Source organism: Paractinoplanes ovalisporus, assembly GCF_016834655.1.
In the GTDB taxonomy this organism is placed as follows: domain Bacteria; phylum Actinomycetota; class Actinomycetes; order Mycobacteriales; family Micromonosporaceae; genus Actinoplanes; species Actinoplanes ovalisporus.
The window spans coordinates 41356-65024 of record NZ_JAENHP010000007.1 but is presented as its reverse complement, the minus strand read 5'-3'; the positions used below and the strand labels follow the sequence as shown (position 1 = coordinate 65024).

19 protein-coding genes are annotated in these 23669 nt (G+C 70.9%); 11 read left to right on the top strand and 8 right to left on the bottom strand.

The features are described 5' to 3' along the window. Window positions 1-304: 304 nt before the first annotated feature. The 3 genes from JIG36_RS22405 to JIG36_RS22395 are packed head-to-tail and all read left to right on the top strand — an operon-like array spanning window position 305 to window position 3293. Window positions 305-1450, top strand: a complete 1146-nt coding sequence (locus JIG36_RS22405) for an alpha/beta hydrolase family protein (protein ID WP_203378334.1) — start codon at window positions 305-307, stop codon at window positions 1448-1450. A 23-nt stretch (window positions 1451-1473) separates the two neighbouring features. Further along, window positions 1474-2691 carry a sensor histidine kinase gene (locus JIG36_RS22400; protein WP_203378333.1) on the top strand — a complete coding sequence of 406 codons (1218 nt, stop codon included), beginning with the start codon at window positions 1474-1476 and terminating at the stop codon, window positions 2689-2691. Beyond that, complete coding sequence (locus JIG36_RS22395; RefSeq protein WP_203378332.1) at window positions 2688-3293, top strand: response regulator transcription factor; 606 nt, start codon at window positions 2688-2690, stop codon at window positions 3291-3293. The genes JIG36_RS22400 and JIG36_RS22395 overlap by 4 nt, the downstream gene beginning before the upstream one ends. A 24-nt stretch (window positions 3294-3317) precedes the next feature. On the opposite strand, the gene JIG36_RS22390 is transcribed toward JIG36_RS22395, so the two are convergent. Further along, window positions 3318-3857, bottom strand: a complete 540-nt coding sequence (locus JIG36_RS22390; RefSeq protein ID WP_307872857.1) for a GNAT family N-acetyltransferase — start codon at window positions 3855-3857, stop codon at window positions 3318-3320. 332 nt (window positions 3858-4189) lie between these two features. Between JIG36_RS22390 and JIG36_RS52050 the strand changes: the two genes are divergently transcribed. After that, the gene (locus JIG36_RS52050) at window positions 4190-6316 is read left to right on the top strand and encodes a sugar phosphate isomerase/epimerase and 4-hydroxyphenylpyruvate domain-containing protein (RefSeq protein ID WP_236048089.1); all 2127 of its coding nucleotides are present in this window, start codon (window positions 4190-4192) and stop codon (window positions 6314-6316) included. On the opposite strand, the gene JIG36_RS22375 is transcribed toward JIG36_RS52050, so the two are convergent. Beyond that, the gene (locus tag JIG36_RS22375) at window positions 6287-7354 is read right to left on the bottom strand and encodes a CPBP family intramembrane glutamic endopeptidase (protein WP_203378330.1); all 1068 of its coding nucleotides are present in this window, start codon (window positions 7352-7354) and stop codon (window positions 6287-6289) included. The two genes, JIG36_RS52050 and JIG36_RS22375, sit on opposite strands and share 30 nt — an antisense overlap. Before the next feature lie 343 nt (window positions 7355-7697). On the opposite strand from JIG36_RS22375, the gene JIG36_RS22370 reads away from it, so the two are divergent. Genes JIG36_RS22370 through JIG36_RS22360 form a run of 3 tightly spaced genes read left to right on the top strand, consistent with a single transcriptional unit; the run spans window position 7698 to window position 12505 of the window. Next, a complete protein-coding gene (locus tag JIG36_RS22370; RefSeq protein WP_203378329.1) occupies window positions 7698-9782 on the top strand; it encodes a sensor histidine kinase in 2085 nt (694 codons plus the stop codon). Further along, window positions 9782-10426 carry a response regulator gene (locus tag JIG36_RS22365; RefSeq protein WP_236048088.1) on the top strand — a complete coding sequence of 215 codons (645 nt, stop codon included), beginning with the start codon at window positions 9782-9784 and terminating at the stop codon, window positions 10424-10426. The genes JIG36_RS22370 and JIG36_RS22365 overlap by 1 nt, the downstream gene beginning before the upstream one ends. A gap of 60 nt (window positions 10427-10486) precedes the next feature. Next, window positions 10487-12505, top strand: a complete 2019-nt coding sequence (locus JIG36_RS22360) for an MDR family MFS transporter (protein WP_203378328.1) — start codon at window positions 10487-10489, stop codon at window positions 12503-12505. 3 nt (window positions 12506-12508) lie between these two features. Here JIG36_RS22360 and JIG36_RS22355 read toward each other — a convergent pair whose 3' ends face one another. From JIG36_RS22355 to JIG36_RS54115, 4 genes are all read right to left on the bottom strand, one after another. Beyond that, window positions 12509-12895: an HPF/RaiA family ribosome-associated protein gene (locus tag JIG36_RS22355; protein ID WP_203378327.1), complete on the bottom strand. Its 387-nt coding sequence runs from the start codon at window positions 12893-12895 to the stop codon at window positions 12509-12511. A 71-nt stretch (window positions 12896-12966) separates the two neighbouring features. Beyond that, window positions 12967-14052, bottom strand: coding sequence for a hypothetical protein (locus JIG36_RS22350; RefSeq protein WP_203378326.1), 1086 nt, complete (start codon window positions 14050-14052; stop codon window positions 12967-12969). After that, the gene (locus tag JIG36_RS22345; protein WP_203378325.1) at window positions 14049-14600 is read right to left on the bottom strand and encodes an RNA polymerase sigma factor; all 552 of its coding nucleotides are present in this window, start codon (window positions 14598-14600) and stop codon (window positions 14049-14051) included. The genes JIG36_RS22350 and JIG36_RS22345 overlap by 4 nt, the downstream gene beginning before the upstream one ends. 202 nt (window positions 14601-14802) lie before the next feature. Then, the gene (locus tag JIG36_RS54115; RefSeq protein ID WP_307872856.1) at window positions 14803-16341 is read right to left on the bottom strand and encodes a diguanylate cyclase domain-containing protein; all 1539 of its coding nucleotides are present in this window, start codon (window positions 16339-16341) and stop codon (window positions 14803-14805) included. Between the two features lie 213 nt (window positions 16342-16554). Here JIG36_RS54115 and JIG36_RS22335 point away from each other — a divergent pair, with 213 nt between their 5' ends. After that, the gene (locus tag JIG36_RS22335) at window positions 16555-17520 is read left to right on the top strand and encodes a pectate lyase family protein (RefSeq protein ID WP_203378323.1); all 966 of its coding nucleotides are present in this window, start codon (window positions 16555-16557) and stop codon (window positions 17518-17520) included. An 84-nt stretch (window positions 17521-17604) separates the two neighbouring features. Here the strand turns inward: JIG36_RS22335 and JIG36_RS22330 are convergent, their stop codons facing one another. Together JIG36_RS22330 and JIG36_RS22325 are read right to left on the bottom strand one after the other, a co-directional pair. Next, window positions 17605-18894, bottom strand: a complete 1290-nt coding sequence (locus JIG36_RS22330; protein WP_203378322.1) for an acetamidase/formamidase family protein — start codon at window positions 18892-18894, stop codon at window positions 17605-17607. 65 nt (window positions 18895-18959) lie between these two features. Then, a complete protein-coding gene (locus JIG36_RS22325; RefSeq protein ID WP_203378321.1) occupies window positions 18960-20558 on the bottom strand; it encodes a methyl-accepting chemotaxis protein in 1599 nt (532 codons plus the stop codon). A gap of 130 nt (window positions 20559-20688) precedes the next feature. Between JIG36_RS22325 and JIG36_RS22320 the strand changes: the two genes are divergently transcribed. The 3 genes from JIG36_RS22320 to JIG36_RS22310 are packed head-to-tail and all read left to right on the top strand — an operon-like array spanning window position 20689 to window position 23662. Then, a complete protein-coding gene (locus tag JIG36_RS22320) occupies window positions 20689-21702 on the top strand; it encodes an efflux RND transporter periplasmic adaptor subunit (protein WP_203378320.1) in 1014 nt (337 codons plus the stop codon). Further along, the gene (locus JIG36_RS22315) at window positions 21699-22391 is read left to right on the top strand and encodes an ABC transporter ATP-binding protein (protein ID WP_203378319.1); all 693 of its coding nucleotides are present in this window, start codon (window positions 21699-21701) and stop codon (window positions 22389-22391) included. The genes JIG36_RS22320 and JIG36_RS22315 overlap by 4 nt, the downstream gene beginning before the upstream one ends. Continuing rightward, window positions 22388-23662 carry an ABC transporter permease gene (locus JIG36_RS22310; protein ID WP_203378318.1) on the top strand — a complete coding sequence of 425 codons (1275 nt, stop codon included), beginning with the start codon at window positions 22388-22390 and terminating at the stop codon, window positions 23660-23662. Before JIG36_RS22315 ends, JIG36_RS22310 begins: the two co-directional genes overlap by 4 nt. The last annotated feature ends 7 nt before the right edge of the window (window positions 23663-23669 follow it).

Genomic DNA, 23669 nt, shown 5'->3' with positions numbered 1-23669 from the left:
CGTGTTGCCGGGATCCACTACCGGGGCGCATTCGGTTGGGTTTAGGCGGTCGATGATGGACACAGCGTGGCCGATCACCGACGCAACGCCCACCACGGTGATTGAGACGTATCAATTGGAAATCGCGTTTCCCTTACGACGTCCGGTTCCGACAAATGTTCACGACACGTCCATGAAATGTCCGACGTAAAGAGCAGCAAATTACCGGCCGGTAATAGCGGGCGGGGCTTTATGACAGATGTCATCGGTGACCGGTGAGCGGCGGCACTACGGACCGCTACGCGCCGGTCCGAGACTCGACGACATGAAGATTGCCGCCGTCGCCCTGGCCGCCGCCCTCGCCGCCGGCCCGGCCGCCCCCGCCGCCACCGACATTCAGCTCACCCTGCCCGCACCCACCGGCCCCCTCCCGATCGGGACGGTGTCGCTGCACCTGGTCGACCCGTCGCGCCCCGACCCGTGGGTGCCCGCCGAGAAGCACCGCGAACTCATGGCCCAGATCTGGTACCCGGCCGCCACCGTCCGCGGATACCCCCGCGCCGACTGGGTGTCACCCCAGATCGCCGCCCGGATGGCGCCCCCGGGCTCCGGCGCCGTCCTGCCGGTCACCCACGGGCACACCGGCGCCCCCGCCGCCGCGGGCCGGCACCCGGTCGTGCTCTGGTCACCCGGCCTCGGTATGGAACGCACCGCCAGCACCGCCCTCGTCGAAGAACTCGCCTCCCACGGCTTCGTCGTGGTCACCGTCGACCACACCCACGACGCCAACTTCGTCGAGTTCCCCGACGGCCGCCTCGCCACCCTCGCCATACCGGAACCGCAGACCCCGGCCGAGGAACAGGCGATGATCGCCAAAGCCCTCGCCGTCCGGGTCGCCGACACCCGCTTCGTGCTCGACCGGCTCACCGCCATCGCCCGCGGGCACAACCCCGACGCCGCCCGCCGGCCCCTGCCTCAAGGCCTGCGCGACACCCTCGACCTCACCCGCATCGGCATGGCCGGGCATTCCCTGGGCGGCGCCACCGCCGCCGAGATCCTGCGCGTCGACCGCCGGGTACGGGCCGGTGCCAACCTCGACGGCACCCTCTTCGGCCGCGTCCTCACCACCGGCCTGCGCCGGCCGTTCCTGATGCTGGGCGCCGCCCACGACGGCCCCGACCAGGACGAGACCTGGCCCCAGATGTGGGATCGGCTGCGCGGCCCCCGCTACTGGCTCGAACTCGGCGACACCGCCCACCTGTCCTTCACCGACCTGCAGACCCTGCTCCCCCAGCTCGGCACGCCACCGGCCGACAGCCGGCCCCTGATCGGTAGCATCAACGGCGAGCGGTCCATCGCCGTGCAACGGCCCTACGTGCTGGCCTTCTTCGACCGGCACCTGCGCCACGGCGACGGCCGGCTGCTGGCCGCACCCTCGGCCCGCTACCCCGAGATGCGGTTCCTTCCGTAGGACACGTGCGGCGAGGAGGGGACATGCGCAGCCAGACCGACCGGTTCGAGCTCTACATCAAGGTCACGCTCTACAGCAACGTGCTGCTCGTGCCCCTCATCGCCGGCGGCGCCATCCTGGTCGGCGACCGGATCGGCCCCGAAGTGGTGCCGATCATCACCGCCACCACCGTCCACGTGGTGCTCTGCGTCCTGCTGATGCGGTCCGGCATCGCCAACTACCCCGACGGCCCCCGCCCCGCCCGCCTCATCGCCGCCACCGGCCTGTGGACCGCGATCACCGCGGCCACCGCCGTCGTCACCTACCCCCGGCCGACACCCGGCCACCCCGACAGCCCCTTCGTGCCGGTGCTGCTCATGGTGACCGCCCTCTACGCGGTCGCCCTCGCCACCCACGTCTCGGCAACCATCGTGCTCAGCACCGTCGGATCCGCCGGTTGCGTGACCCTGGCCATCGTCGACCGCCCCGCCTCGGCCCTCACGCTCGCGGTCATCCTGGCCGTGCTCGCCCCCGCCGCCCGGGTCACCCTCTGGACCCTGGGCCTGGTGCGCGAACTCGACCAGGCCCGCCACGTGCAGGCCGGGCTGGCCGTCGCCGAGGAACGCCTGCGCATCTCCCGCGACCTGCACGACGTGCTCGGGCGTACGCTCTCGGTCGTGGCGCTCAAGGCCGAACTCTCCGCCCGCCTGGCCCAGCGCGGCCGCCCCGAGGCCGCCGACGAGATGCTCGAGGTGCGCCGCATCGCCCAGGCCGCCCTGACCGACCTCAGAACGGTCGTCGGCGGCTACCGCGCGGCCGGCCTGCCCTCCGAACTGGCGGGCGCCCGCACCTTGCTGGAGTCGGCCGGAATCACCTGCCACGTCAGCGGCGAGGCCGCCGGCGCCGGTCTGGCCGAATCCGCCCAGGCCGCCCTGGGCTGGGTGGTCCGCGAAGGAACCACGAACGTGTTGCGCCACAGCGAGGCCCAGACCTGCCGGATCACCTTGACCACCACGGCCCGTACGGTGTCATTGACGCTGGAGAACGACGGCGCCCCGCACACACCCTTCGAGCTCGGCAACGGGCTGACCGGTCTCACCGAACGCCTGACCGCCCTGGGCGGCACCGCGACCGCCACCCGAACCGCACCCGACAGCTTCCGGCTGGCCGCTTCGCTCCCCCTCACACCACCCGCCGCGCCCCCTTCCGCACCCCTTTCAGCGCCACCGCACGCCTCTCCGCCCGGGTCGGGGGCCTCGTGATCCGCGTTCTGCTGGCCGACGACGAACATCTGATCCGGGGTGCGATGGCCGCGCTGCTGGCCTTGGAGGACGACCTGACCGTCACCGCCCAGGCCGCCACCGGCGCCGAAACCCTGTCGATGGCCCGCGCCCTGCACCCCGACGTAGCCGTCATCGACCTGCAACTACCCGACCTCGACGGCGTCGCCGTGGCCCAACGACTGCACCGGGACGTCCCCGCCTGCCGCACGATGATCGTCACCAGCCACGGCCTCCCCGGCCACCTGCGAAGGGCCCTGGCCGCCGGCGTACGCGGCTTCCTGCCCAAGACCGCCGCCGCCGAAATCCTGGCCGGCGTCATCCGCACGGTCGCCGCCGGCGGCCGCTACGTCGACCCCCAACTGGCGGCCGAGGCCATCAGCGCCGGCGAGAGCCCCCTGACCGTCCGCGAGACCGACGTCCTGATCCTGGCCGCCTCGGGAGCCCCCATCGACGAGATAGCCCGCCGGGCCTCCCTCTCCTCCGGCACGGTCCGCAACTACCTCTCCGCGGCGGCCGGCAAACTGGGCGCCGCCAACCGCCACGAGGCCGCCCGCCTGGCCCGCGAACAGGGCTGGATCTGAGGCAGTCCCGCCATCGCGCGGCCGCTAAAGCTGCTTCGCCATCTTGCGGCCGGTCTCGGCGTAACCAAGCTGCTCGTACAGGCTGAGCGCGCCGTGGTTGTGCGCGAAGACGTGCAGCCCGATCGTCGACGCGCCGTTCTCCCGGCTCCACCGCTCGCCGGCCTCCATGATGGCCCGGCCGTAACCCTGACGGCGCAGCTCCGGCTCGACCGCCACGTTGTAGACGAACGCGCCCCGCCCCGAGAACTTCAACCAGAGAAAACCGACGCGCCGGTCACCGTCGTACGCGTGCCAGATGTGATGCCCCACCGTGGCCGGACCGTCCGGGAGCAAGTTCGCGTAGGTCTCGGCCGCCTCCGCCGCCGCCACGTCAGCCGGCACACCCGAGCTGGTGACGCTCCGCGCGTAGTGCGCTTCCGCCTCCGCCCGCCAGGGCCCGAACTCCTGCTCGGTCATCGCTTCGAGCCGTACCTCAGCCATGCCCGCCAGCCTAGATTCGCGTCGCTCCGTCGTTCCTTCCAGGCCGCCCGTTCCATCAGACGCGCACCGGCTGCTCAAACGCACATCTCAAGCGCGCATCCCAACACGCACGCCAAACGCACATCCCGGCGCCGCCTCGAACGCGCCTCATGCCGCCCGGCTCATCAGCCGCGCGCCCGCGTTGCGCAGGCGCACCGCCGACGACTTCTCCTTCGATGCCGGGAGCCGGGAGCCGGGTCCGGGTGCCGGTGCGGCTGCTCAAACTACGGCTGTTCCGTCGCGGCTGTTCAGTCACGACATCTCACCCCACACACCCTCTTGAGCGTCCTAGGATCCTAACCTGGTTCCTGTCTTGCCGTGCTGATGTGTCGCTTCTAGATTGAACGTACTGGTTCGTACATAGATGGAGGGCGGGCATGAGGACGAGCATCGCCACGGTGTGCCTCTCCGGGAGCCTCGAGGAACGGCTCGACGCCGCCTCGACGGCCGGGTTCGATGCCGTGGAGATCTTCGAGAACGACCTGATCGCCTCCGTCGGCTCCCCCGAGGAGATCCGGGCCCGCGTCGCCGACCTCGGCCTCACCGTCGACCTCTACCAGCCGTTCCGTGACGCCGAGGGCGCTCCCCCGGCGAGGTTCGAGGCCGTCGAGCGACGGTTCAACGCGAAGCTCGACCTGATGGCCCGCCTCGGCGCCGACACCGTTCTCATCTGCTCGTCGGTCGCGCCCGACACGATCGACGACGACGCCCTGGTCGCCGGCCAGCTGCGCCGCCTGGCCGAGCGGGCGGGTGAACGCGGCATGCGGATCGCCTACGAGGCCCTGGCCTGGGGCCGTCACGTCTCGACCTGGGAGCATTCCTGGGACATCGTCCAGCGCGCCGATCACCCCGCCCTGGGCCTCTGCCTGGACTCGTTCCACGTCCTTTCCCGCACCGACGAGTACGGCAAGATCGCCCACCTGCCCGGCGAACGCGTCTTCTTCCTCCAGCTCGCCGACGCACCCCGCCTCGGCATGGACGTGCTGCAGTGGAGCCGCCACCACCGCCTGTTCCCGTTGCAGGGCCGGTTCGACCTGATCGGCTTCACCCAGGCCGTCCTGCAGTCCGGCTATGCCGGGTCGCTGTCACTAGAGGTCTTCAACGACGTCTTCCGACAGGCCGACCCCCACCGTACGGCCATAGACGCCCGCCGCTCCCTCATCGCCCTGGCCGGCGCCCTCACCCCCACGACCCACCCCACCATTGCCGCTTCCACAGCCCGCCCCGTCCATAAGGCGCAGCTTGTGGACGACACGCGGCCTGCGCACGCCACACGGCCCGGGGACGACACGCGATCTATGCACGCCACGCGATCTGTGGACACCACGCGACCTGTGCACGCCACGCGGCCTGTGGACACCACGCGACCTGTGCACGCCACGCGGCCTGTGGACGACACGCGACCTGTGCACGCCACCCTGCCTGAGGGCGACACACCGCCTGAGGAGAACACGCGATCTGTGGACGACAGACGGCATGTGGAAACTGCACGGCGTGTTGAGGGCGGGGGGCCTGTGGACGCCGGCGTCCTCACGCCTGCGCCGCGTCTGGCCGGTATCGCGTTCGCTGAACTGGGTGTTGATAGTGGGACCGGGCCTGAGCTGGAGAGTTTGTTGCGAGGCCTGGGTTTTGCCCACACCGGTCAGCATCGGTCCAAAGCTGTGCAGCTGTGGGAACAGGGGGCCGCGCGCATTTTGTTGAACTACGGCGCGCCGCGGCTGGCTGAAGGGTCGGCTGCTATCCGGGCGTTCGCGCTGGAGAGTGCGGACCCGGCCGCGAGCGCGAAACGGGCCGCCGAGCTGCTGGCCGAACCGCTGCCCCGGCGTCGGCGCTGGCGCGAAGCCGAGATGACTGCGGTGGCCGCGCCCGATGGCACCGAAGTGTTCTTCTGCCGCGGTGACCACGCCTGGCTCGGGGACTTCCTGCCGACCGGCGAGACCGCGACCGGGCGGACCGTGCGGGCGATCGACCATCTTTCGCTGGCGCAGCCGTTCGACCGTTATGACGAGGCGGCGCTCTTCTACCGCAGCGTTCTCGGCATGACCGATGACGAGGCGGGCGAGTTCGCGGCGCCGTACGGGCTGATGCGCACGCTTGCCGTCCGTAACGAGGACCGCAGCGTACGTCTCTCGCTCAGCGTGCCCCTGCTACGCCGGGGCGACTGGGCGCCCGCCGTCCCCCACCCGCAGCACATCACCCTGCTCACCGATGACATCACCCTGGTCGAAGACACCGTGCCCATCCCGCGCAACTACCTCGATGACCTCGCCGCTCGCGGCACGACGGCTGTGGACGCCCTCTATGACGAGGACGCCCACGGGTATTACCTGCAAAGGTTCACCCCGGTGATCGGCCGGCGCGTCTTCTTCGAGGTCGTCCAGCGGGTCGGCGGCTACCGCGGCTACGGCTTCGTCAACGACCCGGTCCGGATGGCGGCTCACCGCGCTCAGCGCCAGGCCGCCCCGCCCCCAACCTCATCGCCACGGCAATCCGACCCGCGCTGAGACAAGGTGACCTTCCTCCGAAACGAGCGGCGACGCAGGGGAACCCGCGGGAAGAGGCGAAGCGACAGGGCCCGCAGGAAGAGGCGACGCGACAGGGCCCGCAGGAAGAGGCGACGCGACAGGGCCCGTGGGAATTGTGGGCGGCGTGGAGGGTTCTGGCGCGACGGAAGCGTAGGGCTCGGCCAGCTTGAGGACCACGAGGGCGTACGCCGTGAGGACCAGCACGTCTACTGCGGCCATCTGCCACGGCATGTCGGCTGCTGTCTCGGTGATGGTCAGCTGGTTGTAGGCGGCTGCGATGCCGGCGCTGACCAGGTTGTTCATGACGTGCAGGGCGATCGCCGCCTCGAGGCCGCCGGTGCGGACCGTCAGCCAGCCGGTCACCGCGCCGAACAGGAACAGGTCGGCGAAACCCCACGGGGTCCCCCACCCGTGCGCCGCGGCGAAGACTAGCGCCTGGAAAGCGATCGGCACCCAGGGGCGGCGGAACCAGACGCCGGTCGCCTGTAGCAGCCAGCCGCGTGTGAAGTACTCCTCGGCGGCTGCCTGTGGGGGAACCACTACCAGCAGCAGGAGCATGGACAGGGCGAACGGGCCCCATCCGGCCAGCGGGTCGCCGAGGCCGGAGTCGGCGCCGTCGGTCAGCGCCGAGAGTCCGACACCGCCGGCGATCAGGGCGACCACGGCGATCAGCGCGACCGGCGCCAACTTCGCCAGCAACGGCCAGCGGAGGCGGCCGGTGACCGACGACAGCGTCCCGGCCGGGCGACGCTGGATCCAGCGGGCGGCGAGCAGGGTCAGCGGCAGCAGGACGGCGATGGTCAGGAACGCCAGGGCCAGGTCGGCGTGCTCGCCGAAGCTGGCCATGCCGTCCACATTGTTCGGACGGCCGGCCAGCATGGCGGCGGCGGTGACGACCATGTAGCCGGCCAGCGTGGCGAAGACGCCTCCGGCGAGAATGAACAGGGTCCCCAGCACCGGGCGCCACCAGCGGTGGGCGGGGGTGCGGGCGAGACGGTGGTACGGCGTGGCGGACATGGGGAAAATTCTGTCGGCTCCCCCGGCCCGGCGAATCTGGCCGCGGACGGAAACCGGCCCCTGCCCCAGGGCATAGACAGGCCATGAACGAAATCCGGCCCTACCCCAGGAGGCAGACAGACCAGGAACAAAAGCACCCAAGACGGAGACAGGCCAGGGAAAAGCGCAGCACACAGACAGACCACGGACGACAAGCACCAGGCACACGCGGGCCACGGGCGAAAACACCGAGCACGGGCAGGACACAGACAAGCCGCCAACGAAAGCGCCGACCCGCACGGCATAGACAGGTCACCGACAGAAGACGGCCCCGCCCTACGGCATGGATAGGCTGTCAGCCATCATGTCCCGCTGGAAGGTCTGGCTGCTGCCCGCGCTCATCGCGACGGCCCAGCTCGCGTATTGGCCGGCCCTCGGAACGACCCTGCGTGACATCACCGGCTTCGCCGTGATCGCGCTGGTCGCCGGGGCCCTGACGCTACGCCGTTCACGGCCCCTGGTGGCGGCGGCGGTCGTGACGAGCGGGCTCGCGCTCGGCACCTGGGCCGCGCCGCAGCAGGAATACTTCTATCCCGGCGACGCCCTGCTCGTGCTTTCGATCGCCGAGTCGGTGGCCCTGTTCAACGTCGCGCTGCGTTGTTCGCGGCGGGCGACCGTGCTGGCTGTGCTGGGCATGCTCGCCGTTCAGGTGGTGCTGGTCGTCGCCGACGAACCGCTCGATCTGCTCGTCGGCCTCGTCATGTATTCGCTGGTCGCCGCCGCCGGGCGGGTGCGGCGGCGCTGGCTCGGGGAGCGTTCGGCGGCCGCGCGCCGGCTGGTCGAGGCCGAGGAGGCGCGCCGGGACGCGGCGGCGGCCGAGCAGCGCCGGCTGGCCCGCGAACTGCACGATGTGACGGCCCACCACCTCACCTCGATCGTCGTCAACGCCACGGCGGCCCAGTTCGTCGGCAAGGCCGAGCTGCGCGACGAGGCGCTCGCGTTCGCCGCCCGCACCGGCCGCGAGACGATGGTCGCGCTGCACCAACTGGTCGCCGTGCTGCCGGCCACGCCCGAGGCGGTCACGCTGGCCGACCTGGCCGACGACTTCCGGCAACTCGGTCAGGTCGTGCACCTGTCCGAGTCGGGCGAGGCCAAAAACACGGCCACGCCCGGACGCACGGACAGGCCCGGAAGCACGGCCACGCCCGGAAGCACGGCCACAGCCCAAAACACCGCCGCGCCCGAAAGCAAAACCGAGGCCCAAAGCACGGCCACAGCCCAAGACACGGCCATGCCCGAAAACACGGCCACAGCCCAAGAAGCGGCCGCAGCCCGAACCAGGGCCGAGGCCCTGCACGGCATCGCGCGGGAAGCCCTGACCAACACCCTGCGGTATGCGCCGGGAGCGACCGTACGCATAACTCAGACATACGACGAGGCAGGCGCGACCCTCATCGTGGCCGACGACGGCCCCGCGACCACCTCCCCAGCCAAAACAGCGACAACAGCGACAACCGGCCTGGGCGGCGGCCGCGGCCTGGCCGGCATGCGCGACCGCGCGGCCGCCCTGGGCGGAACGGTCACAGCCGGCCCGGCAGAAGGGGGCGGCTGGGAGGTGCGGGCATTCCTCCCGGCCGAAGCGGCACCCGCGCGGCTGCGCGTCTGGCTGCGGAGTCAGGTCGTACTGGACGCGGGTCTGGTCCTTCTGGCTCTTCTGCTGCCACTGACCGGGGTCGGCCTCCTGATCGACGAGGAGGGCGCGTCGCCCGCGGCCGCCACACTGGTGCTGCTCGCGGTGGTCGCGCACGCGGCGCCGTTGCTGTGGCGGCGGCAGCATCCGTGGACGGCGCTGATCGCGGTGGCGCTGACCGGCTGGTCCGGCCCGCTGCTGGTGGCCACCGAGGTGCTCCCGCCCGAGGAGGCCTGGCTCTTCCTGTTCAGCACGGGGGCGGATCTGACGGCCCTGTACGCCTTGGCCGCGTACGGAAAACGCCCGAAGCTCACCTGGATCGGCCTGGTGGCCGGGTTGTTCTCGGCCGCGGTCACCTTCGGCCTGATGATGACCGTCGGCGATCCCAACTTCCCGTGGCCCACCGGCTTCCTGGTGATGGCCGTGTTCGGCTGGTTCCTGCTGGCCGCCCCGTTCTCCGGGAGCTGGCTGGCCGGATTCGCCGCGCGACGCCGCCGGCAGCGCCGCCTCGACCACGAGGAGAACGCCGTGGCGGTGGTGTCGGCCGAGGCCGCGCTGCGGGCCGGTGACGAGCGGGCCCGGGTCGCGGCGGGGCTGCGCGCCACCGTTCTGACCGCCGCCGCCCGGGTGCCGGAAGCGGCCGGGGACAATGACCTGGACGGTGTCATCGAGGCGGCCCGCGAGGCCCTGGCGGCGATGCGTGGCCTGCTCGACGGCCTGTGCCCGGCTCAGGAGGTGTCATCATCACGATCCGCGTGATGGTCGTGGACGACCAGGTGATGGTGCGCGCCGGCGTGTGCGCGATCGTCGGTTCGCAGGACGACCTCGAGGTGGTGGGTGAGGCCGGTGACGGCGCGGCCGCGGTCGATCTGGCGGCCCGGGTGCGGCCCGACGTCGTGCTGATGGACGTGCGCATGCCGGGCATGGACGGGCTCACCGCGACCGCCCAGGTCACCGCGGCCGGGTCCGCGCCCCGGGTCATCGTGCTGACCACCTTCCACCAGGACGCGTACGTCTATCAGGCCCTGAAAGCGGGTGCGTCGGGTTTCCTGCTGAAGGACTCCGACCCGGCCGTGCTGGTCGACGCGATCCGCACCGTGGCGGGTGGTGAGGCGATGCTCAGCCCCGCGGTCACCCGGCGCCTGATCGATGCGTTCGCCGCGGGCGCGCTCACCGCCGCCCGTGTGCCCGACCCGCGGCTGGACGCGTTGACCCCACGCGAACGGGAGGTGCTGGTCGAGCTGGCCAAGGGGCTGTCCAACGCCGAAGTGGGCGCGGCCCTGGGCATCGGCGCGGGCACGGTGAAGGCCCACGTGAACGCGCTGCTGCCCAAAATCGGGGCGCGGGACCGGGTGCAGGCCACCATTGTCGCGTACGACCTGGGCCTGGCCCGCCCGCGCTGAGCCCCGCTCCATTTCCGCATTGTCGCCACACCCGGCGGGCCGGGCCGAAAGACTGGGCGCATGGCCACGGTGACGACCCAGGAGGCCCCGCCCGCGGTGCTCAGCCGGCGGCAGGTGAACGTCGTCTTCACGGCGATCCTGCTCGGCATGCTGCTGGCGGCCCTCGACCAGACCATCGTGTCGACCGCGCTGCCGACCATCGTCGCCGACCTGGGCGGCGCCGGGCACATGTCGTGGGTCGTGACGGCCTACCTGCTCGCCGAGACCGTCAGCACGGTGCTGGCCGGCAAGTTCGGCGACCTGTTCGGCCGCAAGCTGGTCTTCCAGATCAGCACGGTCGTCTTCGTCGGCGGTTCGGTGCTGTGCGGCGTCGCCCAGGACATGGTGATGCTGATCGGGGCGCGGGCGATCCAGGGCATCGGCGGCGGCGGGCTGATGGTGACCGCGATGGCGCTGATCGCCGACGTGATCCCGCTGCGCGACCGCGGCCGCTACCAGGGTGCGCTGGGCGCGGTCTTCGGCGTCACGACCGTGGTCGGGCCGACGCTGGGCGGGCTGTTCACCGACCATCTGAGCTGGCGCTGGGCGTTCTACGTCAACGTGCCGGTGGCGATCGTCGTGCTGGCCATGTCGGCCCGGGCGCTGCCCTCGATCCGGTCGGCGGCCCGGCCGATCGTCGACTACGCGGGCATCGGCCTGGTGGCGGCCGGCGCGTCCAGCATGATCCTGGCGTTGTCGTGGGGCGGCAACGAGTACGAGTGGGGCTCACCGGTCATCCTGGGTCTGTTCGCGGCGGCGGTGGTGCTGTTGTCGGCGTTCGTGGTGGTCGAGACCCGCGTACGGGAACCGATGTTGCCCATGCATCTGTTCCGGAACTCGGTGTTCACCGTCTGCTCGACGCTCAGCTTCATCGTCGGGTTCGCGATGCTGGGCGCGATGACGTTCCTGCCCACCTATCTGCAGTACGTCAACGGCGTCTCGGCCACCGACTCGGGCGTGCGGACGCTGCCGATGGTGGCCGGGCTGTTCCTCACCTCGATCCTGTCCGGCAACCTGGTCAGCCGGACCGGCCGGTACAAGGCCTTCCCCATCGCGGGCGGCGCCGTGATGACGCTCGGCCTCTACCTGATGTCCACGATGGACCAGAACACCAGCGCCTGGCTCGAGTCGCTGTACATGTTCGTGCTGGGCGCCGGGATCGGCCTGTCGATGCAGGTGCTCACCATCGTCGTGCAGAACACCGTCCCGTACGGGGATCTGGGCACCGCCACGAGCGGCGTGACCTTCTTCCGTACGCTGGGAAGCTCGTTCGGCACCGCCATCTTCGGCACGCTGTTCACCAACCAGCTGACGCCGAACCTGGCCGACGCGTTCGCGGCCGGCGCGCCGCCCGAGGCCGCGGCCAGTCCCGAGGCTCTGCACAAGCTCGCGGCGGCGCAGGCGGCACCCATCATTTCCGCGTACGCCGAGACGATCGGATACGTCTTCCGCTGGGTCGTCCCGGTGGCGCTGCTCGGATTCCTGGTCGCATGGCTGCTCAAGGAGTTGCCGCTGCGGGACAGCGCCCGCGCCGCCGCCACCGACGTGGGCGAGGGCTTCTCGCCGCCGCAGTCCGGCGACCGCCTCACCCAGCTCGAACGCGCGATCAGCGACACCATGTTCAAGGCCCGCGACGACCGCGACGAGATCGAACGGCTGGTCGCCGAGTCGGGCACCACGCTGCCACCGGCCCAGTTGTGGGCGGTGGGCCAGACACACCTGCACACGCGGGCACGCGGCCATGCCGAGATGACGGCCATTGCCCGTACGCACCGGATGCCGCCCGAAGTCATCGAGCCGGCCTTCACCGGCCTCGTGCAGGCCGGTTACGCCCGCCGCGAGGGCGACACGGTCCGGCTCACCGACGCGGGTCAGGAGCAGCTGGACCGGGTGCAGGGCGCCTACCGCAACTGGCTGGACGCGCGCCTGGAGGACATCACGATGACCGACCCGGCCGACCGGGCGCTGATCGACCAGGCTCTCGACAACATCGCGACGAGAATCGTGGACGAGGGCAGCACCCGGCGACCGGGTTCCTGAGCGTTATTCGACGAGCTCGCCGTCGGTCTCGACCTCGCCGGCCTCGCGCAGGTGACGGTTGTGGCGAGGCTCCTGCTTGGTCTTCGAGTCGTTCAGCTTGCGGCGCAGGTCGTCGCGGACGTCGTTGAGCGCCGCCCGCAGGTCCTCCTCGGTCGATGTGGTGACGATCTTCTGCCGTCCGGCGATCCAGCACTCCAGTGTGACCTTCTGCCCGCGGGCCTCCCGGTCCTTCACCGACACCTCGAGCTCGGTCGAGTCGGCGTGGAAGGCGGCCAGGCGTGAGTCGAGCGTGCCGAACTGCTCGGCGATCCAGTTCAGGTCGCCCTGGGAGAAGCCGGCCCCGGCGCGAAGGCACTCGCTCACGGTGGCGGGATCAGTCACAGCACTCATCACATCTCCTCGAATCGGATCAAACGGTCCGTGATCCTCTTCCCCGGTCCCACGCCGGACAAACAGCAAAATCAACAGAGTGACTTGCGGTACGCCTCCACCTCGGCCTCGGTGGCGCCGCCGTTCACGACGTCGTCCGTGATCCTCGTGATGGTCTTCCGCAGGTCGGATCCGCGGCTCTCCAGGTCGGTCAGCAGCGGCCAGTTCCGGCTGTTCTTCAAAACCTTTCCGGCCTCCGTACGGGCGGCGCCGCCCTTGTTCCACTCGGCCAGCCAGGCGCAGGTTGTCAGCTTCGTCAGCGTGGTGTCGAAGGCGACGGCGTCCCCGGTCGTGATCGTCCGGACCACGTCGTGGTCCCAATTCTGCGGCGGCCCCGGCAGGTCGCCCTCGGCGAAGATCCGGGCCGCCCGGTCGCCGGCCTCACCCTCGCGGGTGACCGTCCCGTTCGCCTCGGCGATCCACTCCTCGACGCTGACGACGCGCGTCTCGGCGAGGAAGGCCTTGAACTGCGCCCGCGTGAAGCCGGGCCCGCCGTCGATCGTGGCGAAGACGCCGTCGCCGGGTCTCGGCTCGGTCGTCACCCTGTCCTGGCCCAGGCCGAGGGTCACGATCCAGCCGGTCTGGTCGCCGACCTTCACCTTCTCGGCGCTCTTGTCCTTGTCCGAGCGGCGACCGTCGTACTCCTTCTTCGGAAACCAGGACGAGTTGATCATGCGGTCGCCCTTCTCCCACGCCATCTCGCCCATGTGGTCGCCGAACGGCTCGAGGTGGATGATCTTCCAGCCGGGCTCGCCGAACACGAAGCGTGGACCCTCCTGGGCCGCCTTCTGCACCTTCTCCGGTTCGAGCAGCGAGCTCGACGCCGGCGGTGCCGCCTGGGAGGGGACAGCCTCGGTCGGGACAGCCGAGCTCGGAACGGCCGACGGCGCGGCGGGCACCGGAGGCGCGGCCGACGTGCGGTTCAGGGCGACCGCGACCCCGACCGCGGCGACCAGCACCGCGGCCGCCACGCCCACGACCGCGAGCCGGTAGAAGGTCCGCGGGGTCTGCGGCTCGGCCAGGATCTGACCCAGCAGTTCCTCGTCGGGTGCGACGGCCAAGCCCGAGCGGTACGGGTCGGCGTCGCGCAGCATCTGGTCGTACGACTTGCCGGTCATCGTTCCTCCTCCCGGCCACGCGCGGCCACCACTGAATCGGACGGGTCCACCAGATCGCGGAAGCGGGCGCGGGCCCGTGAGAGCCGGGCCCGCGCCACGGTCGGGCTCACCCCGAGGACCACCGCCGCTTCCCGCGGCTCCAGCCCCTCCCAGAACGTCAGCATCAGCACCTCACGGTCGGGCTCGGCCAGCCGCGAGAGCATGCTGCGGACCGAGAGCCGTTCCGGCACCTCGTGACCCGGATCGGCGCCGACGGTCTCGCGCAGCCGCTGTCTCAGCCGCTCGCCGAGTCGTTCCCGCCGGACCCCGCCCCGGTGGTGGTTGGCCAGCACCCGGCGGGCGACGCCATAGAGCCACAGCGTCGCCTCATCCCCGTCCGGTATCTGCCGGCCCCGCCGCCACGCGATCAGGAACGTCTCGGCGACCACGTCCGCCGCGTCCGCGGGCTGCCCGACCCGCCGCAGCGCGTACTGCAGCAGCCGTTCGAACGAACCTTCGTAGATCTGCCGGAAGCGATCCTCATCCTCGATGCCCACGTCACTTCCCATGTCCGGTCGCCGCCACATCGTGACAGCCCCGTCCGGAAAAGTTTGTTCAGGCCGGCACGCGGCTCAGGACGGCCCGGCCGGGAAAGCTCGTTCACGCCAGCATGTGGCCCAAGACAGCCCGCCCGGAAAAGCTCGTCCACGCCGGGACGAGGTTCAGGGGGCCGGAAAGGTTCGCTGCCCCGCCTCAGGGACAACTGAGGAGTCAGGCCAGGACGAGGCTCAGGGCACCCACGGACTTGGACTTCTTCGCCTCGTACATGGCCAGGTCGGCCCGGCCCAGCACCTCGTCGGCCGTCTCGCCGGGACGGGCCCACGCGGCCCCCACGCTGAGGCCGATGAGCACCTGCTCGCCGCCCGCGGTGAACGGCCGCTCGGCCATCGCGGCGATCCGGGCGGTCACCGCGTCCACGGCGTCGGCGCCCCGGCAGAGCAGCACGAACTCGTCCCCGCCGAAGCGGCTCACCATGTCGCCGTCGCGGACGCAGGCGCGCAGCCGCGCGGCCACCTCGATCAGCAGCTCGTCGCCGGCCGCGTGCCCGAGGCGGTCGTTGACCGGCTTGAAGCCGTCCAGGTCGCAGAAGAGCACCACCAGGTCTTCGGCGGCGGGCCGGCCGGCGCCGAAGGAGGCGATGCGGTCGGCGTCAAGGGAGGCGGACCGATCGGTGCCGAGCGAGGCGGCCAGGTCTGCGTCGAGCGCCTCAAGGGAGGCGGCCCGGTTCGGCAGGCCGGTCAGTGCGTCCCGCGTGGCCAGGCGGTGCAGGGCCTGCTCGGCCTCGCGGCGCTGCCCGGCCAGGCGGGCGATGCGCACCATGACCAGCGGCACCAGGGCGGCCGACGAGACCGCGATCAGCACCCCGTCGGTGGGCAGGCCGAGCAGGGCCCGGCCACCGCCGACCAGCGGGGTCAGCGCCAGCATCACGCCCAGGAAGGTCAGCCGGCCCCGGCTCAGGTCGTCGTCGGGAGTCGCGCCGGGACGGGTCACCGCGGCCACCGACGGGTGCAGGGCGGCCGAGCAGAGGGCGGCGTACGCGGCCAGGAACACCACGTTCGTCCAGTCGGGGCGGGCGCCCGTGGCGTCGACCGTGAGCGCCGAGGCCACGTACGCGGCCAGGGTGAGCGCCACGCCGAGGCTGAACAGGCGGCCCGACGCCGAGGACAGCGAGACCCGGACCATCGCGCCCAGCGTGCCGCTGATGACCAGCACGAGCACGAACAGGGAGGCCTGGCGGCCGGCGCCGACGTTCTGGGCGTTGAGCGCGGGCAGGAGCAGCGCGGTCCACAGCACCCCGCCCAGCGCCACCGCGGTGATCACCGAGTCGATGACGCCGCCCACGTCGCCGCGGCCGCGGTGGCGCACCAGGGCGATCGCCGAGCCGAGCACGAACACTCCGCCCACGGCATAGAACAGGTCGGCCGCGCTGCCGTCACCGGTGGCCCGGCCGCCGGCCATCGCCAGCCGGATCCAGATGACGTTGCCGATGTTGTAGAAGACCAGGGCGATCAGGATCAGCCACCACGGCGCCCGCCCATCGGCCGGTGCGCGGCGCAGCGCGAGCACCACGGCCGGCATGGCGGCGCCGATCGTCACCATGAGGAACGGCCACTGCTGCAGCGCGGACGGCCACGCCAGGTACGACGCCACCAGGGCCCAGGTGACGACGGCATAGCAGCGCGACAGCATGTGGATGCTCATCGGCCGGGCGGCGGCGGTCTGAGCGTTTCCGGGGGCGGCCCGTATCACAAGCGGACAAGATCTCCGCAAACAACGTTTCTTGAACCTTCCTGCAAATAACCGTGGATTGTTTTCATAGGTGCCCGATTCCGGCCAACCCGTGACATCGACCACGATTGATGCTTACCCTGTTGGCCGCCGGGTAAGCGCTTACCCGGCGCGAAAGGGCGCCACGCGCCTCCACCGACACGTGGCGCCGCACCCCCCACGTACGGAGGAATCATGCCCGCAACAAAGCGTCGCCGGACGCTCGTCTCCGCCGTCTCGGCCGGCGTCCTCATGGTCGGCGGCGTCATCGCCGTCGGCCAGCTCGAGGCGTCGGCCGCCGAGAGCAGCCCGGTCGGCTACGCCAGCCTCAACGGCGGCACCCCGGGCGGCTCGGCCGGCACCGTCGTCACCGTCACGAGCGCGTCCGCCCTCAAGAGCGCGCTCAGCGCGAGCACGTCCCAGACCGTCCGCGTCAGCGGCCTGATCTCGATCTCCGGCATGTACAACGTCGCGTCGAACAAGACGGTCATCGGCGTCGGCTCGGGCTCGGGCATCACCGGCGGCGGGCTCAACCTGTCCGGCGTCAAGAACGTGATCATCCGCAACATGGTGTTCCGCAACGCGAGCGACGACTCGATCAACGTGCAGACCAACACGACCAACGTCTGGATCGACCACAACGATCTGGCCAGCGGCTACGACGGCCTGATCGACATCAAGCGCGGGTCGGACTTCATCACGGTGTCGTGGAACCGGCTGCACAACCACGACAAGTCGATGCTGCTGGGCCACAGCGACGACAACGGCTCGCAGGACATCGGACACCTGCGCGTGACGTACGTGCACAACTGGTTCGAGGGCACCAACCAGCGGCACCCGCGCGTGCGCTTCGCCAACCCGGTGCACGTGCTCAACAACTACTACAGCAACATCGGTTCGTACGGCGTGGCGTCCACCGAGAACGCGGGCGTCTACGTCGAGCGCAACTACTTCGAGAACGTGAAGAACCCGACGGTCACCCAGACCGGCGACTCCGACCCCGGCAACCTCAAGGTGCTCAACAACTACAAGGTGAACTCCGGCACCGAGCAGGTCCGCAACGGCGCCTCGGTCGCGGCGATCCCCTACTCGTACACCCCGGAGGCCAACAACACGGTCAAGGCCACGGTCACCGCCGGCGCCGGAACCGGCAAGATCTAGCGCCCGTACGGCTTCCGCCGCCCGCACGTGGGAGGGCGACGGGAGCCACGCACCCCAGCGACGCGGGCTGCCCCGTACGGGAAATCAGTTGAAGTCGGTTTTGCGAATCACCCCGTGCACACCGACCGTCCGGTCCACGACCTGCGACACCTCGAAGTTGGCGGCCGCCGACAGATAGGCGTAGGCCACCGCCCGGTCCATCCCGAGGTGGCCCTCCAGGAAGTCGAGCGCGTTCACCACGGCCCGCCGCATGGCGACATCGAGATCGTTGCCCTGCCCGTCGCGCGACCCGTCCGGATCCGACAGCCCGATCGGGATCCACGCGTCGGCGGTCTCGGCGAACGGATAGCCGAACGCCACCGCCGGCGCCCCGCGACGACCGGCCTTGACCACCGTGAGCCGATAGGTGGCCCGCAGCGAGCCCTCCATCGCGGTCAGTGCCACCTCCCCGTTACCCATCGCCATGTGCGGATCCCCGGCGTAGAACAACGCGCCCTCGGCGAACACCGGCAGGTAGAACGTCGATCCGACCCCGAGCAGGTTGATGTCGATGTTGCCGCCGCCGAGCGTGGGCGGGATCGAGTTGAGCAGCGGATCGGTCGGCGACGCGGCCGAGGCGAACGCGACTCCCATCATCCCCATGAACGGCGCCAGCGGGAACGTGGCCGGCGGCAGCACCCCGGTCAGCTTCCCGCGCTTCGAGCGGACCGGAGTGAAGATCGAGACATTCCCGTACGTACGGGGGTCACCGCTCGCCCGTCCGTCGGTGGCGACCGGCGGCATGATCTCGGCCTCGGTGATCCCGGCCGGGACCGCGCCCCCGGCGAGCCGCGGCAGCGCACCCTTGCCGTGGCGGCTCGACACCACGCCGTACGGGACGCGCGGCAGCGCCGAAAGCACTTCGATCCTCAGCACATCCCCCGGTTCGGCTCCGTCCACATGGATCGGCCCGGTCACCACGTGCGGCCCGTCGACGTCGAAATTGCGCGGCGTACGGTCGTAGGACCGCGCAATGTCGATCGCGTCGGCCAGCACCTCGTGCCGGGACACCCCGTGCCGGGCGAACCAGGCCACCGGATCGCGCCCCTGGTCCTCCAGAATGCCCTCGTGCGAAACGGTGTCGACGGTGACCGTCTCGCCCGACCGCATCCGCAGCACCGGCGCGCTGCCCACGGCCGGCACATATCCCCACCGTACCTCGTCGGGCCGTGACCGCAGATAGTGCTTGCCGTGGATCGGCCCCCGGCCCGGCTGCAGGATGCCGGCCGAGGCCGACGCCGGGGCGGCCGGTGTGGCGGCGGCGATCCCGCCCACCCCGACCGCGGCCGCCGCGCGCAGAAATGTCCGTCTTCCCAGAGCTGCGAGTACGTCCATGAAGGAGTTCTAGGCAGGCCCGGTGTCGGACGTGTCGCGGCCCGATGTCCCGGCCGTTAAGGAGATCAATATCGGAACCGGGCGACCAGGGCGTTGAGGTCACCGGACATCGTCTCCAGCTCCTCGCTGGCCTGGCGGGACTGGGCGACACCCTCGCTCGTCCGCCGGGCCGCGTCGGCCACACCGGCGATGTTCGACGAGATCTGGCCGGTGCCGGCGGCCGCCTCGCCGACGCTGCGGTTCATCTCGGCCGTGGTCGCGGTCTGTTCCTCCACGGCCGAGGCGATCGTGGTCTGGAAGTCGCTGATCCGCGCGATGACCTGACTGATCTCCTCGATGGCGACGACCGCGCCGCTGGGGTCGGCCTGGATGGCCTGGACCCGGGACGAGATGTCCTCGGTGGCCCGCCCGGTCTCCTGGGCCAGGTCCTTGACCTCCGAGGCGACGACGGCGAACCCCTTGCCGGACTCACCGGCCCGGGCCGCCTCGATCGTGGCGTTCAGCGCCAGCAGGTTGGTCTGCTCGGCGATCGAGGTGATGGTCTTGATGACGTTGCCGATCTCGGCCGACGAGTCGCCCAGCTTGGTCATGGTCGCCGACGTGGTGACGGCCAGTCCGACCGCCTCGCTCGCCACTTGGGCCGCCTCGCCGGCGTTGCGGGAGATTTCCCGGATCGCCGCCCCCATCTCGTCGCTGCCGGCCGACACCGCGTCGACGCTGCGCGAGATCTGCTCGGCCGAGGTGGAGACGGTCTGGGCCTGGGCCGCGGACTCGTCGGCCGACACCGCGATCTCGGAGGCGACGCCGGACATGCGGGACGAGGCACCCCGCAGCGCGTCCGCCGACCGGTCGATGGTCATCACCGTTTCCCGCAACCGGGTCACCGCCATGTCGAGGGACTGGCCCATCCGGCCCGGCTCGTCACGGGACGTCAGTCCGGCCGTACGGGTGAGGTCGCCGTCGGCCAGGCCCTCGCAGACGTAGCGGACGCGGGTCATCGAGCGGACGATCTGCCGGGCCACGACCGCGCCCAGAGCGAGGGCGATCAGGGCGCCGGTCACCAGCAGCGCGATCGAGATCGTCCGGCTGCGGTGGTAACCGGCCCGGGCCGCGTCCGCGTTGGCCTTGGCGTCGGCGCTCTCGGCCGACCGCATGCCGACCAGATCGCCCTCGACCTCGTCCATGAGCGGGGCGAGCTGCTTGTCGCGGACGGTCTGCCAGGCGTCGATGTCGTTGCGGGCGCCGGCCGGGAACAGGCTGTTCTTCGTGAGCTGCTCAAAGTTGCTGAAGTCGTCGGCCAGCTCGGCGATCGCGGCGTCGTCGACCACCGGGTCGCTGGTGCGGTAGGCGGCCAGCGAGGTCTGCAGCTCGCTGAGGTCCGCGTCGAAGGCCTGGCGGTACTCGTCCTTTCGGGCCGCCGTCTCCGAGATCATGAAATTGGCGGCGTCGAGGCGGGCCCGCGCCAGCGCCGTCCGGATGTCGCCGAGCTCGTTCACCCCGGCCACGTTGCTGGCATAGATCTTGTCGGCGGCCGCGCTCGAACTACCCAGAGCGCTGAGCCCGACCGTTCCCACGACGACCGCGACGAGGATCGCGACGCAGACCGCGCCGAGGATCTTGGTTCGGACGCCGAGGTCCGCGATCACGCGGAGCCACTTCCCCATCACCTCAAGGTATTTGCCGCAGGTGGGCGGCGCTGGGACATCGACGCTTGCATGATCCTTGTAACCTCTGCCCGGCCGGGTCGCGCGGGACGCGAACCCGACCGTCCGAAAAGTCAGGCAAAGGGGAACGATGGACACACGCAGAGTGACCGGAGTGGGAGCGGCGGCGTTGCTGGCCGCGGTGCTCTGCGGGTGTGATTCGTCCGATGAATCCGTCACCACGCCCGGGCTCGAGGCGCACGGCACGGTGCTCACCACGGTCAAGCCGACGCGGCAGGACCTCAGCAACCAGATCAGCCTGGCCGGCTCGGTCACCATCAACCCGGTGTTCGGCATCGTCGCGCCGACCGACGGCGAGCTGCGTTACCTCGACAAGCAGCCGTCCAAAGTCCCGGCCGTACGCCCGAAGTGGGTCGCGACCGTGTGGGACTCCGACGGGGCCCCGCGCCGGGTGATGATCCCGCAGGGCTCGATGCTGGCCGGCCGGCTCATGGACGACCGGGCCGACGTCACGGCCGGCATGCCGATCATCTCGGCCAAGCACTCCGGTTACGGCATCGTCGCCGAGATCGACAGCGCTCAGGCCTACCGCATCTCGGGCGCGATCACCAACGTCCGGGCTCAGATCAAGAACGGACCCGGACCCTTCGCGTGTACGGCCCTGGGGACGATCGCGGCTCTGCCCGCCGGCTCGATCCCGGAGCCACCGCCACCCACCACCGAGCCGACCACCGGGGCGTCCGGCGCTCCCCCGGTCGCGCAGCCCCCGACACAGGAAGACACCGGCGGCGGCAACGAGGGTTCCGAGGCGACCGGCATGCGGCTGGTCTGCGCCCCTCCGGGCGGGGTCAAGCTGATCAACGGCGCCCAGGTGACACTGCAGGTGGTCACCGCGAAGGCGTCCAAGGTCATGGTGCTGCCGGTCGAGGCGGTGGCCGGCGTGCAGGGCAAGGGCAAGGTCGACATCGTCGGCGCGGACCAGCAGCGCAAGACGGTCGACGTGGTGCTCGGCCTCACCGACGGCAAGGTCGTGCAGATCAAGTCAGGGCTCAAGGGCGACGAGACGATCGCCGTACCCGGTCCTGACCTGCCCGCGGCCGAGCCGGGCGCCGAGGGTGACGGCGGCAAGGGCCCGAACGGATGACGACGCTGATCGCCCTCGACGGCATCACCAAGGTTCTCAAGGGCCAGGAACAGCCCCGCACGATCCTCGACGGCGTCGGCCTGACCGTCGACGCCGGGCAGAGCGTGGCCATCGTGGGCCGGTCCGGCTCGGGCAAGAGCACGCTGCTCAGCGTCATCGGCCTGTTCGACCGGCCCGACCAGGGCAGCTACCAGCTCGACGGGCAGGAGATCGCGCGCCTGCCCGAGCGGCGGGCGGCCAAGCTGCGCAGCTCCCACTTCGGGTTCGTCTTCCAGCGGTTCTTTCTGCTCAAGCACCTGACCGCGGCCCAGAACGTGGCGATGGCGCTGGTCAACGGTCAGGGCTGGCTGCCCCGGCGGCAGCGCCGGACCCGGGTGCTGGAGGCGCTCGACCAGGTCGGCATCGCCCATCTCGCCAAGAGCCGCCCGACCAAGATGTCCGGCGGCGAGCAGCAGCGGGTGGCGATCGCGCGTGCCCTCGTACGGGATCCGAAGGTCCTGCTGGCCGACGAGCCCACGGGCGCGCTCGACACCGAGACGGGCACGCTGGTGATCGACGCGCTGCTGGCGGCGACCGAGCGTGGCTGCGGGCTGATCCTGGTGACGCACGACCGTGACCACGCGGCGCGCATGGGCCGCATCCACGACCTCGTCGACGGCGTGCTGACCGAGCGGGTGGCGGTCCGATGAGGCGGCTGTCCGGCCGGTTCCGGTCCTCGCTGATCATCGGTCTCCAGGGCATCCGGGCCCGCAAGCTGCGCACCCTGCTCTCGATGATCAGCCTGTTCCTGGGTGTGCTGGCGGTCGTGGTCGTGCAGGCCGGCGCCAGCATCGCCGAACGTGCGCTGCTGGCCGACCTGGAGATCACCCAGGGCTACGACGGCACCCGCGTGATGGACATGCCGATGGAGCAGGCGTCGACCGACATGCTGGCCGCCACCGTGCACGGCCGCTCCGACGCGGTGGCGATGATGGGCGTCAGCGGCATCGTCGGCGAACCCGGCGTGCTCCCGGTCAACCCGGGCGCGGCGCCGCTCGACCAGGACTGGGGCCCGGCCATGGTCTGCAACGACGTGGGCTGCGAGCCCGCGCCGGGTGTGAAGGGCCAGGCGGTGGAGGTGCGGCTCACCGCGCTCTCCGGCGACGTCCGCAAGTTCCGGCCGTTCCGCACGGTCACCGGCCAGTGGCTCGACTTCTCCAAGGTGCCCGCGATGTCGCCCAAGCTGGTGCTCAACCGGGCCGCCGCCGACGCCTTCAACCAGTATCGGGTGCCGGCCGAGATGCGCGTCGGGGGCGCCGCGGCCAACGTCACGCCCCAGTTCGTGGGCGTGGTCGACGACGGCGACATGCAACCCCGGGCCTACGTACGCCTCGACGAGCTCACCACCTGGCTGCCCACCTCGCGGATGGCCGACCCGATGACCGGCGGCGAGATGCGCCTGCTGATGAGCCCGGGATCGCCGGTCGAGCCGGTCGTCGTGTCGAAGCTGAAGGCGCTGGGCAACGAGCCGTACGTCTACACCGTCGAGTCGCGCAAGGATCAGGAGAAGCAACTCACCCTGATGCGGCTGGTGTTCTTCTCGATGGCGGGTCTCGTGCTGCTGATCGGCGTGGCCGGCATCCTCAACGTCGGCCTGGCCACGGTCGGTGAACGGGTCGAGGAGTTCGCGCTGCGCCGCGCGGTCGGCACGCCCCGCTCGCTGCTGGCCGGCATCGTGCTGGCCGAGACGTTGCTGACCGGCTTGCTCACGGCGGCCGCCGCGATCGGGGCCGCCGCGGCCGGCCTCAAGGTGGTGACGATGCTGGTCGGCAACTCGCAGCCGATCCTGAGCGACGTCCAGTTCCCGTGGGAGGCCGGCATCGCCGGCATCATCGCGGGTCTCGTGGCCGGCGTGCTCGGCGGTTTCATCCCGGCCCTGCGCGCGGCCGGAATCCCCATCGCGACGGTGATGCGCGCTTAGGCTGTCC